At 41.3% G+C, this 17,554-nt stretch carries 16 protein-coding genes; 8 read left to right on the top strand and 8 right to left on the bottom strand.

What is annotated here, in order from left to right; translation table 11 throughout:
* Positions 1-54 precede the first annotated feature (54 nt).
* The 3 genes from HPC41_RS25735 to HPC41_RS24530 all read left to right on the top strand — a co-directional run bounded on the left by HPC41_RS25735 (position 55) and on the right by HPC41_RS24530 (position 5,359).
* On the top strand, positions 55-3,225 hold the full coding sequence (locus HPC41_RS25735) for an AsmA-like C-terminal region-containing protein (RefSeq protein ID WP_172396715.1): 3,171 nt from the start codon (positions 55-57) through the stop codon (positions 3,223-3,225).
* 254 nt (positions 3,226-3,479) lie between these two features.
* Positions 3,480-4,727: a hypothetical protein gene (locus HPC41_RS24535; RefSeq protein ID WP_172396714.1), complete on the top strand. Its 1,248-nt coding sequence runs from the start codon at positions 3,480-3,482 to the stop codon at positions 4,725-4,727.
* Between the two features lie 98 nt (positions 4,728-4,825).
* Positions 4,826-5,359, top strand: coding sequence for a hypothetical protein (locus HPC41_RS24530; RefSeq protein ID WP_172396713.1), 534 nt, complete (start codon positions 4,826-4,828; stop codon positions 5,357-5,359).
* A gap of 20 nt (positions 5,360-5,379) precedes the next feature.
* Here HPC41_RS24530 and HPC41_RS24525 read toward each other — a convergent pair whose 3' ends face one another.
* Positions 5,380-5,796 (bottom strand): NUDIX hydrolase, encoded by a 417-nt coding sequence (locus HPC41_RS24525; protein ID WP_172396712.1) that lies wholly within the window; start codon positions 5,794-5,796, stop codon positions 5,380-5,382.
* A 365-nt stretch (positions 5,797-6,161) separates the two neighbouring features.
* Here HPC41_RS24525 and pdxR point away from each other — a divergent pair, with 365 nt between their 5' ends.
* Both pdxR and HPC41_RS24515 read left to right on the top strand, forming a co-directional pair.
* Positions 6,162-7,601, top strand: a complete 1,440-nt coding sequence (gene pdxR, locus HPC41_RS24520) for a MocR-like pyridoxine biosynthesis transcription factor PdxR (protein ID WP_172396711.1) — start codon at positions 6,162-6,164, stop codon at positions 7,599-7,601.
* A 305-nt stretch (positions 7,602-7,906) separates the two neighbouring features.
* Positions 7,907-8,905 (top strand): beta-ketoacyl-ACP synthase III, encoded by a 999-nt coding sequence (locus HPC41_RS24515; protein WP_172396710.1) that lies wholly within the window; start codon positions 7,907-7,909, stop codon positions 8,903-8,905.
* Between the two features lie 104 nt (positions 8,906-9,009).
* Here the strand turns inward: HPC41_RS24515 and HPC41_RS24510 are convergent, their stop codons facing one another.
* The 7 genes from HPC41_RS24510 to HPC41_RS24480 form a co-directional block, all read right to left on the bottom strand.
* Positions 9,010-11,286, bottom strand: coding sequence for a multicopper oxidase family protein (locus HPC41_RS24510; RefSeq protein ID WP_172396709.1), 2,277 nt, complete (start codon positions 11,284-11,286; stop codon positions 9,010-9,012).
* Between the two features lie 10 nt (positions 11,287-11,296).
* Positions 11,297-11,722 (bottom strand): DUF2231 domain-containing protein, encoded by a 426-nt coding sequence (locus HPC41_RS24505; protein ID WP_343043887.1) that lies wholly within the window; start codon positions 11,720-11,722, stop codon positions 11,297-11,299.
* A 43-nt stretch (positions 11,723-11,765) separates the two neighbouring features.
* Positions 11,766-12,422 carry a DUF3347 domain-containing protein gene (locus tag HPC41_RS24500; protein ID WP_172396707.1) on the bottom strand — a complete coding sequence of 219 codons (657 nt, stop codon included), beginning with the start codon at positions 12,420-12,422 and terminating at the stop codon, positions 11,766-11,768.
* Between the two features lie 11 nt (positions 12,423-12,433).
* Positions 12,434-12,865 carry a hypothetical protein gene (locus tag HPC41_RS24495; protein WP_172396706.1) on the bottom strand — a complete coding sequence of 144 codons (432 nt, stop codon included), beginning with the start codon at positions 12,863-12,865 and terminating at the stop codon, positions 12,434-12,436.
* Between the two features lie 11 nt (positions 12,866-12,876).
* A complete protein-coding gene (locus HPC41_RS24490) occupies positions 12,877-13,851 on the bottom strand; it encodes a DUF3347 domain-containing protein (protein ID WP_246251049.1) in 975 nt (324 codons plus the stop codon).
* Positions 13,852-14,169: 318 nt separating this feature from the next.
* Positions 14,170-14,628, bottom strand: a complete 459-nt coding sequence (locus tag HPC41_RS24485; protein ID WP_172396705.1) for a hypothetical protein — start codon at positions 14,626-14,628, stop codon at positions 14,170-14,172.
* Positions 14,629-14,890: 262 nt separating this feature from the next.
* Entirely contained in the window at positions 14,891-15,697 is an 807-nt protein-coding gene (locus HPC41_RS24480; RefSeq protein ID WP_172396704.1) for an alpha/beta hydrolase, read from the bottom strand.
* Between the two features lie 228 nt (positions 15,698-15,925).
* Between HPC41_RS24480 and HPC41_RS24475 the strand changes: the two genes are divergently transcribed.
* From HPC41_RS24475 to HPC41_RS24465, 3 genes are all read left to right on the top strand, one after another.
* A complete protein-coding gene (locus tag HPC41_RS24475; RefSeq protein ID WP_172396703.1) occupies positions 15,926-16,366 on the top strand; it encodes an SRPBCC domain-containing protein in 441 nt (146 codons plus the stop codon).
* Positions 16,367-16,535: 169 nt separating this feature from the next.
* Entirely contained in the window at positions 16,536-16,994 is a 459-nt protein-coding gene (locus HPC41_RS24470; RefSeq protein ID WP_172396702.1) for a MaoC family dehydratase, read from the top strand.
* A gap of 47 nt (positions 16,995-17,041) precedes the next feature.
* Positions 17,042-17,512, top strand: a complete 471-nt coding sequence (locus HPC41_RS24465) for a GNAT family N-acetyltransferase (protein WP_172396701.1) — start codon at positions 17,042-17,044, stop codon at positions 17,510-17,512.
* Positions 17,513-17,554 lie beyond the last annotated feature (42 nt).

Raw genomic sequence — 17,554 nt, 5'->3', positions numbered from 1 at the left:
CAATGGACTTTAGCAATAATTTTCAGACTTTTGTAGCCACAAAAAAACAACACTGTGTCAAAAGCAACATTTCTAAAGCTTGCCAAACGAATCTCTATCGGGTTAGTAAGCTTCATAACACTATTTATTCTTTGTATATTATCCATTCCCTATATCTTCGAAAAAGAAGTAAACGACAAAGTTAAGTCACTGGCAAACGAGCATATCAATGGGGAGCTCAACTATACAAAGGTCAGATTGACCTTCTTTGATCAATTTCCGTTATTGACTGCGTCGATGGATGACGTGTTGTTAAAGGGCTCGGAGCCATTCAAAAAAGACACCCTGCTTGCCGCCAAACAGGTAAGCTTTGGGATTGACCTCATAAGCCTACTCAAATCAAAAATCATTATTGACAAGTTTATCGTTAACCAGGGGAAGATCAATATTCTGGTTGATTCCTTAGGTAACGCCAACTACAACATCTACAAGTCTACACCAACGGATTCCACGAAGGCAAAAGATAATTCCGGGAGCAGTGCACTGGCTTTTAAGCTGATTAGATTTGAAAAGACCAATCTGCATTACGAAGACCAGTCTATTCCATTATGGATTGACGCAAAAGATCTGGACTACGAAGGTAAAGGTGATCTGATGTCGAATATCTTTGATTTGAATACCAGAGCCAAGATTGCCGCTTTTTCTTTTTCCTTTGACAATGAGCTCTATGTCGACAAAAAATCAATTGATGCAAACTTATTGACACGCATCAATACCGATAATTTATCATTTATATTCGAACGAAACGACATAAAAATAAACCAGTTACCAGTTCGGTTTCGAGGATTATTATCCTTTATATCGCACGGTTACCACCTGGACTTCAAGTTAAAATCCCAGGAGAGTACACTGAGTGAATTGCTGTCACTGGTTCCCAATAGTTACGCATCATGGATAAAAGATCTATACGTCAAAGGTACTTCCGAAGTATTTGTAAATTTAATTGGTGACTATATTGTTGACAATAATGAGATGCCCGATTTATCCCTGGGGCTAACCATCAACAACGGATATATGGCCTATAAACAATCCAATAATCCATTGACAGACTGGAACGCAAAATTAAAGATTGATCTTCCGGCATTAAATCCCGACTCGCTCCGGATTGACCTGAAACAGTTTGATTTTAAGGTTGCTTCAGGTTACTTCAACGCTAAAGGCCAAATCGCAGGACTGCAGCCTGTGACTGTACATGCTGATATGAAAAGTGACCTCGACCTGGGCATATTATATTCTTCCCTACAATTTCCGGGTTTCTCCTTGGGCGGACGATGGAATCTTGACGCAAAGATCGACGGAACCTATGCCAGAGCAATACGCAAAGTCGGACTTCAAAAACGCGAGGAGGAATATATTGCTTCCATACCGACATTTGATATCAAAAACACCTTAACAGACGGCCATTTCCAACTAGCGGATCTCCCAAAAGGACTTGACAAGATCGCTTATCGTCTTGAAGCAAAAGATCCGGATGGCAAAATGAAAAGCGCATCCATTTCTATTTACGACATCTCAATTCAGGCACTCAATAACTATATTAAAGGCTATGTTTCGATAACAGATTTCAACAAAATTGCGGTACAGTCTGATCTCAAAGCCTTATTCAATTTGGCCGATATCAAAAGCTTCTATCCGATCAAAGATATTGAACTGGCGGGGTTGATCGATGTAAACCTCAATGCAAAAGGTTATGTCGATCTCAAACGGAATATTTTTCCAGAGACCAATACCTCCATTGTGGTGAAAGATGGATTTATCAAATCCAAGGAGTATCCTATTCCAATGGAAAATATACATGTCGAAGCATTTGTAAATAGCGATAAAGGATCTTTACGCGATTTGAGCGTTAAGATACTACCCGTTTCATTTACATTCGCGGGGGAACCATTTTTCCTGAATGCAGATCTGCGCAATTTCAATAACATCAACTATAACATTCAGTCCAAAGGAAAACTCAACCTTGGTCCTATCTATAAGTTTTTTGCTTTGGACGGAACCAACGTTGATGGTTTTATTCATACAGATTTCAGTCTCAAAGGTCTTCAGAGCGATGCGACGAGCGGCCGTTATGCCAGACTCCACAATAGTGGACGCATCAACATCGGTAAGATTCAGGTACAGACAGATCTACTCCCTCAACCTATTGCGATCAAGAGTGGTGATTTTAGCTTCCATCAGGAGAAAATGAACTTTGACAGATTCCTGGTCAACTATGGTAGAAATTCGATCTCCGTAAAAGGTTACATGAATAATATCATCAATTATCTGACAAATAGCAGCGCTGCTTTACAGGGACAATTCACGCTCAACAGTAAGAAAATCACCGTTGATGATTTCATGGTTTTCGCGGAAAATGCTTCTGCAGCATCCTCTTCTTCGGAAACAGGTGTTATCCTTTTGCCCAAAAATCTTGATGTTCAGGTACTAGGTTTAGTCAACAATGTTTCTTACAACAACATGAATATCAAAGATTTCAAAGGGGATCTGCGTTTCAACGAAGGTAAACTGGTCCTCAACAGCACCACTTTTGAACTAGCAGGACTAAAAGCAGCTATGAATGGAAATTATAGACCCATAAATCCCCGCAGAGCCGCATTCGACTACGCCGTAAAAGCAGACAGCTTTGATATTCAACGTGCCTATAAAGAAATTCCAATGTTTAGAGAGATGGTCACTGCTGCCAAAAACGCACATGGCCTTGTATCACTGGATTATAAATTAGGCGGTTTATTGAATGGTAATATGCAGCCTGTCATGCCTTCGATAGTCGGCGAAGGTAGCCTGACATTGAACCAGATTAAATTCAGAGGTTTCAAATTACTGAATGGCATCAGCGAATCCACCTCAAAAGAAAAATTGAAAGACGGTGAAGTGAAAAAAGTCGTCATCAAATCGCATATCAAGAACAATGTCATGACCATCGAACGTACCAAAATGAAGATGATGGGATTCAGACCACGATTTGAAGGCCAGGTAACACTAGATGGACGAATGAATCTCGGGTTCAGACTTGGGTTGCCTCCATTCGGAATCTTCGGAATACCAATGCGCATTAGCGGTACTGCTGATAATTTTCAGCTTAAAATGGGAAGATACAAAGAAGAAGATCTCGATATGGACATGGACGATGAGGATAGCAAAGTATACAAAGAATCCCAAAAAGAAAAAACAGAGGCTGCAAAATAAGTTGTGCTTCGGATAAATATAGCCTCCTATCACTGATCTTGTTTAATGAGATAACGTCAGTGATAGGGGGCTACTCATTTACATAAAGCTAGAAGGTCAAACGCATAAGATAAAGACTATAAAAAAAAGACAACAAACGTAATACAGACTTAATATTGGGATTACTCAACTATAAGTTGAATCATTTAGCTTCGTAATTAGCTTGCAAACCATTTGCAATGCAGATTGTAAATAATTACATAAGCCTTACAACGATGATTCAAAAACGCACACTTGGACTGATTTTTATGCTTGCAGTTGCGAGCATCGGCTGTCAGAAAAATGAAATAGCTCCAACGCCAGGAGAAACTGAAACAGCTTCGAAACTTAAAGCGAGCACAACTGCAGCAGCTGTCAGTGTCAACAATTATGTCAATACCAGTAGCTACATCAATTCAGGATTCAGTTTTCTAAATCCTTCACAGGTAAATAAAAACCGACAGGCGATCGGTGGGAGTGCTTACACCGAGGTATATGGATTCAATATTCCCGAAGAAAATAGGGTTCGGGGTATCCGGTGGAATAGTGATGATGAAACCACGGCCATCTGGCGACCACAGGGGATTGCTGGGTTCACAAAAGATGGAGTCCGTTATCTTTTGGTCAGCTGGTATGCCCGGAACAGTGCTGAGCACAAAGGTTCCCGCATTACCCTGATCGACATTAGCCCAAGTTCGAGCACTTATCTGACCTACCGTCATATCCTTCTGGTTCAACCCGATATTCCTAGCGGAACGACAAGCCACACACAATATGGCACTTACGCTCCACTTAAAGTACATGCCGGAGGGATCGCATACTTCAAAGGAAAAATCTACCTCAGCAGCACAAATCTGGGGGTCAGGGTCTTTGACCTTAATAAAATTATTGAAGTCAGCACCGGTGACAATACCAGCGAGAAATGCGGAAAAGATGCCAATGGCAATTTATATGCATTCAACTATCGGTATATACTACCACAAATAGGATATCAAAAGATCAATAATGCCAGTCCCTTTTCAACCATTCAAATCAATGATGAAGGAACCCAATTTTGGACCGGGCAATACTATGCCGGTAGCGCTGATGCCGCAATCGTACCCCAAGTTTTTGGCTTCCCTATAGATGCGGATGGTAAACTCCAAAATTCAGGTATTGTTACAGTTACACCAAAAAATAGTCTATTTACGGATAAGCATGCCCATGGGATCCAAGGTGTATTCCGAAAAGGAAACCGGACGTGGCTCTCCTGCACAGGATCTCCGAGCAATTCCTACGGATCCAATGCAAGATTGGCACGCTACAGCGATGGCGCAGATGACACCGTCCGTTACAGATGGCCCTATGGTGCCGAATCCCTATATTATGAAGCAACTTATGGTTATCTCTGGAGTCTGACCGAATTCGAACCCAATGCCGGGGCAAAGAATGGCAGTCAAGTCAATCGCTGTATATTTGCCGTAGATTTTTCCAAGTATGAATAGTCCATCTTAACAGGTTGATGAGCAAAATATTAATATCGTAATTTAATAATGTAACAAGATTTATTATCTTTAATACTGTATTTAAATCAATCGAAGCTATGCGTTATTTAACAAGTATACTATTTGCATTGTTGGCCATCTGCAGTTGGTCAAGTTTTAACACTGTTCAAAATCAGACAAATCCATTATATGGAAAAATATTTCGGGAGATTAATGAAATTCCGGGATTGGCCAGCTATACCCATGCATCAGGTGCAGTGATAGATGCAAACAAAAGTGCAAGTGGTGACTATCGCTTTGCTGCGGGATATTATACCAGCGATAAAAACGGGATCTGTATTTTAAATGAACTGCTTGATGACAAGGAGAATGGAAAGGGGCAGGTAAAGTATAAAATCCTAGACACGATCAATATCCGTAAGCTTAAGGCCAACGAACAACTTAGTCTTTGCAACTGTAGAGTAGGCAATAAATTTGACAGCGAAATTGTTGCTATTAGTGTTGTCGAGGAAGACAAAGAATATTTCAATAAGATCCTCAAAGCATGGCGACTGAACACCAGGACCGGAAAGATAGATCCAATACAAAATACCAAAACCATCAGTTGTGCCAATGAGGGCTACGGTATCTAAGCATAGTTATGGTCTTTAACTTAAATCAAGCCATCTGCTTTCAACTTAGTAAACACCTCTAATACACCGATGACCTGAATAGGTTCACGTAAATAATCTTCATGGGAGAAGTACTTCACTTCTCCTATTTCGTTACTTGGTTGTATCTTTTCCGTAAGTGGATACAGAAAACAATCCTGTTCCATGATCACCTCAGGAATCATACCATAGGCTGGAGCAGTAATATGGCAATAGTACAAAATCTTTTTGGGGTCAAGATCTATGTTCAATTCCTCTGAAATCTCACGACGGAGTGATTGCAGTGAATCCTCTCCAGCATCTATTTTGCCACCTGGCAGGTACCAAGCTTTTTTATTATTGCTGTAGGCCAGTAATATTTTGTTATCCGCTATACTGATCAATCCGGCTGTTGGTAAACCCTTTGTAATTGTCGACATCTGTTTCCGTGAATCTATCTTATTAATTATCTGTTGTGAAATTACCTTTTTGAGGTCATTAATACAAGAAAAAAGCTAAGCTTACCCATTCAAAAAAATCATCCCCCGCAGTACGATTCATTAATAATACCACAATGATTTCATCAAATGGTCGAGATCTAGTTAAACCCAAAAATTAGATTAAATCCTTCCTTACTGGTAGTCCAGTATCGATTTAAAACAAATAGTCCAGTTACTATCAACACAAGCAAACAACTCATCTCCAACCCAATACCCGAAAAGCAAATGCGATCGGATTTTCGTAAGGGGTTTCAATCCAAAAGAACAATTGTATCTTTGGGTGAATTACCGAATAAAATTGACCCATGCTCAGACCCTGGAATTTGACGATGGAGATAGACCGATCTTCCACAAAGGCGATTTATTTACAACTGGCAGATAGTATTGCCGCTGATATACAGTCAGGCAGACTAGCCCGTGGTACGGCATTACCGAGCAGCAGAGCCCTTGCCACACAGCTGAAACTAAACCGCAATACCGTTGTTGAAGCTATCCAACAGCTACTGAGTGAAGGATGGGTCGTTAGTCAACAGCGCCGTGGAATTTTCGTAGCCCAGCAACTCCCGACTTTGCTTTCCAGAGCTGAAAGTTCCACAGGAAGCAAATCCCCATCCACTCTTCAGGCACCGTTGCGCATTGTTTTCGATGATGGTAACCCAGACAGCAAGATTGCTCCGATCGACCAGCTCGGACGCGCCTACCGGCAGATTTTCAAACGGAGTGCCCGGTGGAAGATGATGGGCTACGCTGATCCGAGGGGACATATTGATTTTAGGCAAGCCATAGCCGACATGCTCAACCAGGAACGCAATATGAATATTACCCTGGACAATCTATGTATCAGTAGAGGGAGCCAAATGGCCATGTATCTTATTGCACAATGTCTACTGGAGAAGGATGACTATATTTTTGTAGAGTCTCCTGGATATCACGCTGCCTGGAAGATATTCGAGCATACCGGAGCAAAACTTATACAGATCCCTGTTGATACAGAGGGGATCATTGTCGAAGAAATGATACCCCATCTAAAGGATAAAAAAAATATCAAAGCGGCATACCTTACACCGCATAGGCAATACCCAACAACGGCGACGTTAAGCCCCGCCCGCAGACCAGTGCTGATCCAATTATCCAATCAATATGGATTCACGATTATCGAGGACGATTATGATTACGAATTTCATTTCGATCACACACCATACCACCCGCTGGCCTCCGCGGCTGAATTGCAACATTCGATTTACATCGGAACATTGAGCAAAGTCGTTGCGCCTGCACTTCGTATAGGCTATCTTGTCAGCAAAAATGAACATTTATTGCAAGCTATTGCTCGACTACGTTATCTCATCGATATACAAGGCGATAATATCATGGAGCAGGCTGTTTTGGAACTTATTCAGGACGGCACCGTAAGAAGACATATCCGCAAAGCAACCAACTATTATCGAGGTAAGCGGGACTTTATGGTCAAGCAACTCGATCTCCATCTATCAGCGCATGTAAGTTACCATTGTCCCCAAGGTGGGCTAGCCGTCTGGCTGGCATTCAAGCATCAGGTTGACTGGGCATTGCTCTTCAAAAAACTGAAAGAAAAATCAATTCATATTCCCCATCCCGACAACTATCATAAAGACGATAATTACGGTGGCTTGCGTCTAGGTTATGGATCCCTTTCGGAAGAATTGATCGAAAAGGGAATCAGGAGCTTGGAGGAGCTGCTCAAACTTGCCCGGACTTCTGAATAAGTGCTTTAATACGCTAAAAATTGCTAGACCGGTTTTCCCTTTTGAAAAGATTAAAAAGATTAAAATTTCGACAAACACACCAGCAGCAGCATATAATTTCGCCTGATCAAGACCGATTAAAAGAATAGTACAGGATAAAAGTTAAAAACGGTTAATTTTAATCAAAAACGTAATTATTTTGTCAAAAACCTATCTTTTCAGCCTTTAGTTGTACAAATTAACCGTAGTTTTACGGCGCAAAATCACAACTTGACTAATTTGTAAGATTTGGCTGTAGAAAAAGAGAGAAAAGAGTACATTATTTTATGACTGAAAGAATACCGAGCAGGCCGTATGCAGCAATAACTGGTGTTGGTGGATATATCCCACCAAACAGAAGATCCAATACCGATTTAGAGCAGTTTTGCGAGACCTCTGATGAATGGATTATCAAACGTACGGGAATTAAAGAGCGGAGGATATTGGATGAAAATCTTGCCACATCGGATATGGCCGTCAAAGCTATTCAGGATTTAGCAAAACAATACAATAAAGATTTGCGGGATGTAGATGCGCTTATCGTAGCAACTTCCACACCGGATATGCCCATGCCAGCTACGGCAAATATTATTCTAGATAAATTGGGGTTGACAAACGTATGGGCATTTGATGTCAATGCCGCTTGTTCAGGTTTCCTCTATGCTTTAGATATGGCTTCCTCGCTCGTCGAGACACAACGTTACAAAAATGTCCTTGTTGTCGGTGCAGACAACATCAGTACCTATGTCGATCTAAAAGATCGTTCCACCAATATTCTTTTCGGAGATGGCGCGGGTGTTATATGGCTCGAACCGTCACTTGAAGGTGGTGTCATGGATGCTTACCTGCGTAGCAATGGTGCTGGACGTGAATTCTTGAAAATCGAGGCTGGTGGTTCACTCTACCCTATTGACAGCAATCTTCCCGTAAACGACAATCGTTTTCTCAAACAAGATGGTAAAACAGTCTTCAAACATGCTGTTCAATCAATGAGTGATGCCTGCAATACCGTTTTACAGCGTAATAATTTACAAATTGGGGATATCAACTGGTTGATTCCGCATCAAGCCAATCAACGTATCATTGACGCCGTAGGCCGCAGTCTCAATATTCCGGACGATCGTGCGCTCAGCAATATCGAATACTTGGGCAATACCATTGCAGCGACCATCCCTTTGTGTATCTGGCAAAATATCAAAAAATTGAATGCCGGCGATTTGGTGATGCTTACTGCCTTCGGAGCAGGGTTCTCCTGGGGAGCGAGTTTGTTTAAGTGGATGATTTAAACGATCAAAACCTGGTCTGTTAAATTGAACCGGAATAGAATAAAAAAGCGTCAGAAACCGTTAATTTCTGACGCTTTTTGTTTAGTTTTTTCCTGACAAGCTTTTTAATAATTCAACGATAGCCCCACACCAAATCCCATATCACTATCGTAATGTGTCCTGAAAGCCATATTCTTGGTGATGATATAATTCAGTCCGGCCATATACTCAAGATCCGAATTGACCATAAAATCGCCCCGTATTCTTCGTGAAATTGGGATATCCTCACGCATCATCTGCAATCGGACGATACCATCATGGTACACTTCTGCCTGAAAATTCACCAACATTGGCAACGTGTACATGAAACCCAGACTCACCGCCTTCCGGCTATCTTTTTTATTTGCCTGACCAAAGATATTCTTTTCATGTTCATCGTCGCCCATTCGGCGGTAACGGTAATCAAAACCTACAAAAGGCATAAACCACTGCATCTTTCCAAAAAAACGACCCAAGTGTGTCTCTACCTCATAACCGTGCATATCGTTGTAACCCAATCGCCATTCCGATCCCAGTTGCCAGCGCGCATTCTGAAACATTGCCTGACCATCATTTCCGTTGGTCGCAAAGTCATTCTGTGCCATGAAATGCGTCATATTGCTTTCATGTTGCAACTCCTTATATGCCTTGGCTTTATCGGGTAGATATGGATTTTTATAGTCATCCACAGCAAATACCCGGTTCATTCCTGCCATCATATGGTATAAGATATGGCAGTGAAAAAACCAATCGCCTTCTTCATTTGCCAAAAACTCAATGGTATCTGTTTCCATTGGCATGATATCGACCACATTTTTCAATGGTGCCTTTGCTCCTTTGCCATTCAGGAGTCTAAAGTCAAAGCCATGTAAATGGATCGGGTGGCGCATCATCGAGTTGTTGTAGATGGTGATCCGTAGCACTTCCCCTTTCTTTACCGCGATCTTATCCGTTTCAGAAAGGATTTTATTATCCATGCTCCACACATAGCGGCTCATATTTCCTGTAAGGGTAAATTTAAGATCGCGTACAGGAGCGTTCTTCGGCAATTCGGTCTCATGGGGAGATTCCAGCATCGCATAATTCAATGTGACAATATCACCCAGTGCATTCGCATTGTAACGGTTTGGATCCTCATCCGCCTTCATTTTCCCATGATCCATACCACTATGCTTGCTGTGATCTTCTTTTTTCTTTCCATCTCCGGTAATTTCCGAATACATGACCACATTCATATCCATCTGATTCAGGCTCATATTCATGCCCATATCGTTCAGATTACCATCCATCTTCATCATGTCATTCATCATCTTCATTCCCTCAAAATATTTGAGACGAGGAAGTGGTGAAATCAATTGTTTGATGCCATTACCCACAAAATAACTTGCTGATTGCGTCCGATCCTCCGTTGTCGCCATAAATTCATAGGCTGTTCCCTCATTCGGGATCGTCACGACCACATCGTAGGTCTCCGATACAGCGATCATCAGTCTGTCCACCTCCACAGGTACCACATCATTCCCGTCGTTTGCAACTACGGTAATTTTCCCTCCCGCATAGCGCAACCAAAAATAAGATGAGGCACCACCATTGGAAATCCGCAAACGTACCTTATCGCCCGCTTTCAATTTCTTCCCATCTACTTCCTTTAGATCCGTAGAATGGGCACCATTCAACAGGATCTTGTCGTAGTACACATCACTGACATCCATAGCGAGCTGACGCTTCCATTCATTGGTAATTTTCGTTCCAAACTTACCCTCTTTGATCGCCTCCGCATAAGATTGGGTAGCCCCTTTTTTAATAGCCGCCCAGTCATTTCCCGTATGGAGCATCCGCTGGATATTATCTGGATTATAATTTGTCCATTCACTTATGATTAACGGAATGGTAGGTAAATCATCTATTCCTTTACGAAAAGTCTTGTCATCCGCACGTTTATTCAAAATAAGGCTACCATACATACCGATCTGTTCCTGTAGGCCAGAGTGCGAATGATACCAGTGCGTTCCGTGTTGAATAATCGGGAAACGATAGGTATAAGTTGAATTCGGCTTAATCGGCTCCTGCGTCAGATGCGGTACACCATCCTCTTTGTTTGGCAAAAAGATACCATGCCAGTGCAGCGATGTGCTTTCTTTCAGTTCATTGTGAACCACAATTTCCGCGGTGTCCCCCTCGGTAAATGTCAATGTTGGCATAGGGATCTGCCCATTTACGGAAATGGCCCGTTTTGCTTTGCCTGCATAATTCACAATGGTGTCCCGAACATACAGTTCGTGACGTACCATCTTCTGCGCAAACACAGCAGCTTGTGTCATCAATAGTAAAACAATTATTAATATATTTCTCTTATTACTCATTTTCATGCGATTACTTCATTAAAGCTCCATTACTTTTAGGTCCCACACCATACTGATAGACCAGCCGTGCGCCATGGTGTCCCGTGATAAATAGTGTCACCGACAAACTTATCAACAAAATCACGATCAAATAGTTTGTCCAGATGACTTTACGACATCGCAATGCCACAAAGCGTACAACGGTGGTTATCCCTGCCAGCCAAAGACTGATCCAGGCATAATGTTGGTGGGTATCAAAAACGGCAAAGGCTGCTTCATCCGCATCCCCCGAAATATGGGATGCTGTCTGAGTTGCTGCAAAAGCCCCTACTGTTCCCAACAGCAATAGTACAAAAGTCACTATATTTAACTTCTGCCGATATCGGATATAACATACAGCCAGCACCTGACTGAGCAAAGCCAAAAGCAGCAGCACGATGGGAAAGTGAACCACCAAGGGATGCAAGTTGGGAAACCCTTCAAACAATTTCTCTATGCCGCTATTGAATTGTTTCTACGGTAGATCCACAGGTCGGCATTGATTTGCCCAGATAAGGATTGTCAATGGTCTTTTGTTTACTCAACCAATGCGCACCTTTACCCTCATTATACATCGGACAATGCTGGTAATAAACCGGAGTTTCCGGTTTCACCACTTTTAACAATGCGTACATATTTTTGGATAGCGTCACAAAGTGCTCACGTTGGTGTCCATTTTCATCAATCCCGGCGATATGTTCTGTATCAAAGGCCAATTTCCGTTGATACTGTTTCCAGGCCGCAGCAGCGGTAGTCTCCAGCTTGGTAGCATCGATCTTCGCAACCACTGCCTCCATCTTCTTGGCAGCCTGTTGTGCGGTCTGCCCATTATCTCTTGCCAGCGCATCTTTTAATTCAAAGTATGCACTGTACACCTCATCAAGAGATCTATCCTTTGCGGTTGGAGCATTGGCCTGTGTCTTAGCAGCAGTTTCGGTAAACTCCGCTTTTACTGTTGTATCTGCTACCCCCCCTGTATCCACTTGCGCTTTAGCGATAGCAGCCCCCGTTTCCTCAGTTTCCTTTGCAATATCCGCGGCATGTGTATTATTTGGTTTTGAGTTGCTGCAGGCAGCGAGTGTCACTGCTGCTACTGCAATCAGTATTATTCTTTTCATTTTAAGTCTATTTATTGATTTAAATTTTCAACGTATTTCCGATAATTTTCTTCGTTTTCAAAGTAAGAAACTTCACCCTGATCACCCGTTATTGCAATCGCGGCATTGGCCTTATCAACCTCTTTCCTGGACAAAGGATCAATAGCAACACGAACAGCGGCTTCTTTGGGGATTCGTTTCTTACACATTTCACAGCAGCCATAATAAGCCTTGCCCTCATGTTTGACTTGCAGTTGTTTCTTCGCCATAAAAGCATTGTTTACCATACATACCTCTTCAGTAGGTACGAGATCCCCTTTTTTGTACTGCTTTGCGGCTGCTGTTACCTGCATCGTTGTATCCTTTTCTGAACTCGTTAACGCTGCTTTCGATTTGTTTTGCGGATTGGTGCATGCCGTCAATGTGAGGACAAACACCGCTATAATAACAACTAAATATTTCATTGGGCTTGCTATTAGTTAAGCGTTTCAACTGTACTTCCACAGGTAATCATCTGCGATCCGTAGAATGGATTTTTAACAGCCTTTTCCTTACTCAACCAATTTGCACCTTTCCCCTCATTAAACATGGGACAATGTTGGTAATAGACAGGACTACTGAAAGAACTCACTTTGGCCAGTTCATAGAGCTTCGTCGAAAGCGAGGCAAATGCAACACGTTGTTTGGTCACATCCTTGCTCTTCGCAATGGTTGCAGCATCAGCAGTCAAATTGTTCATCACCTTCATCCAGACAGTATGTTCAGCAGATGCAAGCTTATTCATATCCACGGCCTTGATCACTTCCTGCAATGCCGCCGCCTTGGTCGCTGCCGTCTGGGCATCCGTCTTGACCAGCGCATCTTTTAAAGCAAAGTATTGATCGACCACATTTGTCAATTGTGTTACTTTTCCGTTTACAGCAGTTGCTGCTGTAGCATTTTGGTGAGCTGAATGATCTGTTTGCCCCGACTGATGTTGTCCACTAGGTTCTGTAGTTGTTGCAGTCTGCGATTTTGATACAGGTTTTAATGTTCTTGTGTATTGATCTGCTTTGGGTAACTTGGCATAAGCATCGTCCGGTGCCAGAAACTTCTCACTGTCAAATCCTGCCAAGGCAATGCGTTTTAAAACCTCATCTTCATTTGTTTTTGAAGCATCATAGGTGATGGTCGCAATTTTAGTTTCCTGGTTCCAGTCTACTTGAGCGGTCTTTCCGGCCTTACCTTCCTGCTCGATGACAGTTTTTGCAGCAGAGGTATTTCCGAAGACTTTTACCGTTGCTGTTTTAGCATTTTTGATCTGTGCCTGTATAGTGTTATTGGTCAGTAATACTAGGGTTACTAAGCCAATTATTGAAATGGATTTCATCTGTAAATATTTTTTTTGGCCATATGGAATATCCCGTCTATTTTCATAAGTGTTTGTATTTTTCCAACTTGGATATTTCATCTGTAAATTTTTATTGATGGTGTTTGTTTTCATTGATCTCAATGAACTCGTTACACTCGGTTTATATTTTAATAGCTATAGGATATACCTCCTAAAATTTGATTCGTATTTATACTTTTAAAATAAGCGTGTTTTATGACGAATAAATTTTAAATAAATAATAATGAAAACTTCGTCTGCAGCCAGCTATTTATCGCTAAAAGCTGTAGATCATCACTAGATAATATGATCCAATGCGTGTTTTCATCTCATACATTAAGAGGGATTTTGGCCGCAGAAGGCGATCCAAAAAGACGTAGCATGGGCTACCATCGATAACTAGGCTATTTTAGGAGGCTGCCAGATTGAAAAATAAGCATCCGAGCAAAACGGTTGCTTGTACAAGGTATACAATCTGAGCTGATCAGCATCCAATGGTAAAATAAGATCCACTTCATAAAAAGAGATCATCGGATTACATTGCATCGAAGTACGACATGACTTTTCGGCACAGTGTTTACTACAGCCATCGCCGTGATCACCTGAAGTTCCTGAATCCTGCTTTTTATCTTTACAGCAATCTTTCGTATCAGTATCTTTTACATCTTGCACTTTGTCAGTATGCTTTGGATCTTGACTTTGCTCACTATCCTTTACATCCTGACCTTTTTCTGCACAACAGGATTTCTTCTCCTGTTTTGGTTTTTCAGATGCTAAATGGCAGGCAAAACCCAGACTTGGTGCTAAAAATAGCCCCAAAATACAGATGACCAACAAGATGTTGACTTTTGCCCACATAGGAATTGATATTTATATTATTTACGCTATAATATCTTACGTACTGGAAATAACCCTGCATGTAGATATTACGGGATAAAGATCGTTACTATTTCCGAAACAGCTGTTGTAATATTTTTTATTTTATTTATAATATTTCGTTTCAGTGTTACTCCTGGCTTCTGAAACCATTATATAATTATTTACCCAAGGTTTTGATCCACTTAAGTTGATGCCAAACTGATTTATAGAAAGTCCTATAATTCCTGAAATCATTGTATAACTATTTTTCCAATTCCTTGATCCATTTAAGCATCAGCAGGCAACCGGGAGCATAAACGCCGCCGTGGTCAAATCCCTGCAATTGATATAAAGAGGTTTTGGTATGCCCCACCTGTTTTAGTATCGCTGCGAGATGCGCGTTCTCTTCATATCTAGCCGGAAGTTCCAATTGTGGGTCGCCGGTAATCAGTACAATGGCAGGTGCATTCTTCCGCGCAAAAGATATTGGAGCATATTGGTCTACCTGTGGAATTGCCATGGATTGTCCACGCTCCTTTTTGATAGTATAATGCGTATTGGTCTGCCCACTGATCGGTGCCAAACCTTTTATTTTATTCGCACTGACACCCTGTTTCTGCAGATAGCTACTATCAAGTCCCACCATTAAAGCGAGGTATCCTCCTGCAGAGTGACCCGAAACATAGATCTTTGTCGGATCGCCGCCGTAGGAAGCAATATGGGAAAAAGCCCAGGCAACAGCTTCCGCTGCATCGTCAATGTAACTCGGAGCTTTCGCTTTGGGACTCAGCCTATAATTGACCGCAACCACCGCCACGCCTTTCTCCTGAAGTTCTAATGGAATAAATTTATTCCCTTCTTCCAGTCCGCCACCATGAAACCATACAATCGTGGAAAAATTCTTTCGATCAGTCGGAAAATAGAGATCCAGCTTGCACCGCTCCTTTTTGTAGCCATCAGTATCAGTATTTTTACAATAGCTGATATTTTCTATGGTACGGTACTTTTGTGCAAAAATACTGTTCGACGAAATCAATAAAAAGAATACAACCAGAAGTTTTGGCAACATAATAAATGGGGTTAAGGATTCACATTCATAAAGTTAGCAAAAACCGCGCACATCCCGCCACTCAGAAACAAAATTGTTTGTTTATCAGGGCCGGGACATAAGCCCTCATCCCACAACAACTTTTATAACGTAATAGCCATGATTATCTCATGGAGCACATAACAAAAGATAAATTTTCCTGTTATTAGTAAAGAAACTGTATTTACTTTAGAAAAATTATTAACGTATATGGAGCAGATAAAAATACAAACACATATTGCTGTGCGAGTGGAAAGCATCTGGAATGCCTATACCTCTGCAGAAGACATTATGCAATGGAATCAAGCTTCCGAGGATTGGCATTGTATAGACGCAATTAATGATTTGCGCATTGGCGGGAAATTCAAAAATCGTATGGAGGCCAAGGATGGTTCGGCTGGTTTTGATTTTACAGGAACCTACACTGCACTTGAGCCCTTTAAAAAAATAGCCTATGTTATGCCAGATGGTCGTCATGTAACGATTAATTTCAATGCGAAAAAATCTGTTACCGATATCGAAGTTATTTTTGATGCTGAATCTGAAAATCCAGTCGCCATGCAACGTCAAGGATGGCAAGCCATTTTGGATAATTTCAAAGCTTATGTAGAAAAAACATATGGCAATACATCCTACGGACAGACGCATTAAATAGTAGGATTATAGGCCCTTGAGCTAACGACGATCATTTCAACGATTAGATATATAATGAAAGACATATTTGGATTGCTAATGACAATGGTTATCTTTAGCCAAAATTTGATATTCAGTATGTAACCTACGGAGCAAATTCCAACGAAAAGCGATAAAGACATAACATATGACAATAATTAACAATTATGAAGAGTACAAAGCCTTTGAAGGAAAGTCATTAGGCGAATCTCAATGGCATACAATCGACCAAAAACAGATTAACCAGTTTGCCGATGCAACTTTAGATCACCAATGGATTCATCTCGATAGTGAAAGAGCGAAAACAGAGAGCCCATTTAAATCGACCATTGCACATGGCTATCTGACATTATCACTTATTCCTTATTTGTGGAAGCAGATCGCAGAAGTGCGCAATGTCAAAATGGAGATCAATTATGGTATCGAAAATTTGCGTTTTTCACAACCGGTTCTTGTCGACAATGAAGTACAATTACATACACATGTTAAATCGGTTGCCAACCTGAGGGGGGTTATTAAAGTAACCATTGAAGCGACTTTAAAAATTAAGGACAGTGCCAAACCGGCCTACGTTGGCGATGTTATCTTTTTATACCACTTCAATTAAGCCAATCAAACAACATTCATTTCAATGGATTCAGGTAAGCTAGTGGCATGTTAGCTCATTTAGAAATAAAACAGATCACAAATCATAGGGATTATCCTTATGATTTGTTGCTTTTGGCAGATGAAACGATCGCCGCGATCAATAAGTATCTTTTTGATTCGGCAGTCTTTGTTGTTCAGGAAGAACAACAGCCCATTGCTGTATTTTGTTTGTATCCCGTTGATAACGAGACCTTGGAAATCAAAAATATTGCTGTGTCGCCCTCACATCGAAACAGAGGGCTTGGCAGCAAAATATTACGATATATCCAAGAGACTTACCATGCGCAATATCCGAATCTGATTGTTGGAACGACAGATTGTGGTTTTGATCAGATCCGATTTTATGAGCGCAATGATTTTGTTAAATATGATCTACGTACGAACTTCTTTATTGAAAATTACGAACAGCCTATCTATGAAAATGGTCAATTGTTGAAGGACATGGTTTTACTAAAATATCAACCCCAGCGAACTTAAAAGGGGACTTCCATGACGATCCAATAAGTATTGCTTCTTAAC

The sequence above is a fragment of the Sphingobacterium prati genome, assembly GCF_013167215.1.
Classification (GTDB): domain Bacteria; phylum Bacteroidota; class Bacteroidia; order Sphingobacteriales; family Sphingobacteriaceae; genus Sphingobacterium; species Sphingobacterium prati.
The sequence above is the reverse complement of the archived record's forward strand: the minus strand, read 5'-3'. Positions and strand labels throughout refer to the sequence as shown.

Excerpts from the sequence above, each read along its gene's own strand:
- HPC41_RS24535 (WP_172396714.1), top strand. The coding sequence starts at position 3,480 with ATGATTCAAAAACGCACACTTGGACTGATTTTTATGCTTGCAGTTGCG.
- HPC41_RS24530 (WP_172396713.1), top strand. The coding sequence starts at position 4,826 with ATGCGTTATTTAACAAGTATACTATTTGCATTGTTGGCCATCTGCAGT.
- HPC41_RS24525 (WP_172396712.1), bottom strand. The coding sequence starts at position 5,796 with ATGTCGACAATTACAAAGGGTTTACCAACAGCCGGATTGATCAGTATA.
- pdxR (WP_172396711.1), top strand. The coding sequence starts at position 6,162 with ATGCTCAGACCCTGGAATTTGACGATGGAGATAGACCGATCTTCCACA.
- HPC41_RS24515 (WP_172396710.1), top strand. The coding sequence starts at position 7,907 with ATGACTGAAAGAATACCGAGCAGGCCGTATGCAGCAATAACTGGTGTT.
- HPC41_RS24510 (WP_172396709.1), bottom strand. The coding sequence starts at position 11,286 with ATGAGTAATAAGAGAAATATATTAATAATTGTTTTACTATTGATGACA.
- HPC41_RS24500 (WP_172396707.1), bottom strand. The coding sequence starts at position 12,422 with ATGAAAAGAATAATACTGATTGCAGTAGCAGCAGTGACACTCGCTGCC.
- HPC41_RS24495 (WP_172396706.1), bottom strand. The coding sequence starts at position 12,865 with ATGAAATATTTAGTTGTTATTATAGCGGTGTTTGTCCTCACATTGACG.
- HPC41_RS24490 (WP_246251049.1), bottom strand. The coding sequence starts at position 13,851 with ATGAAATATCCAAGTTGGAAAAATACAAACACTTATGAAAATAGACGG.
- HPC41_RS24485 (WP_172396705.1), bottom strand. The coding sequence starts at position 14,628 with ATGTGGGCAAAAGTCAACATCTTGTTGGTCATCTGTATTTTGGGGCTA.
- HPC41_RS24480 (WP_172396704.1), bottom strand. The coding sequence starts at position 15,697 with ATGTTGCCAAAACTTCTGGTTGTATTCTTTTTATTGATTTCGTCGAAC.
- HPC41_RS24475 (WP_172396703.1), top strand. The coding sequence starts at position 15,926 with ATGGAGCAGATAAAAATACAAACACATATTGCTGTGCGAGTGGAAAGC.
- HPC41_RS24470 (WP_172396702.1), top strand. The coding sequence starts at position 16,536 with ATGACAATAATTAACAATTATGAAGAGTACAAAGCCTTTGAAGGAAAG.
- HPC41_RS24465 (WP_172396701.1), top strand. The coding sequence starts at position 17,042 with ATGTTAGCTCATTTAGAAATAAAACAGATCACAAATCATAGGGATTAT.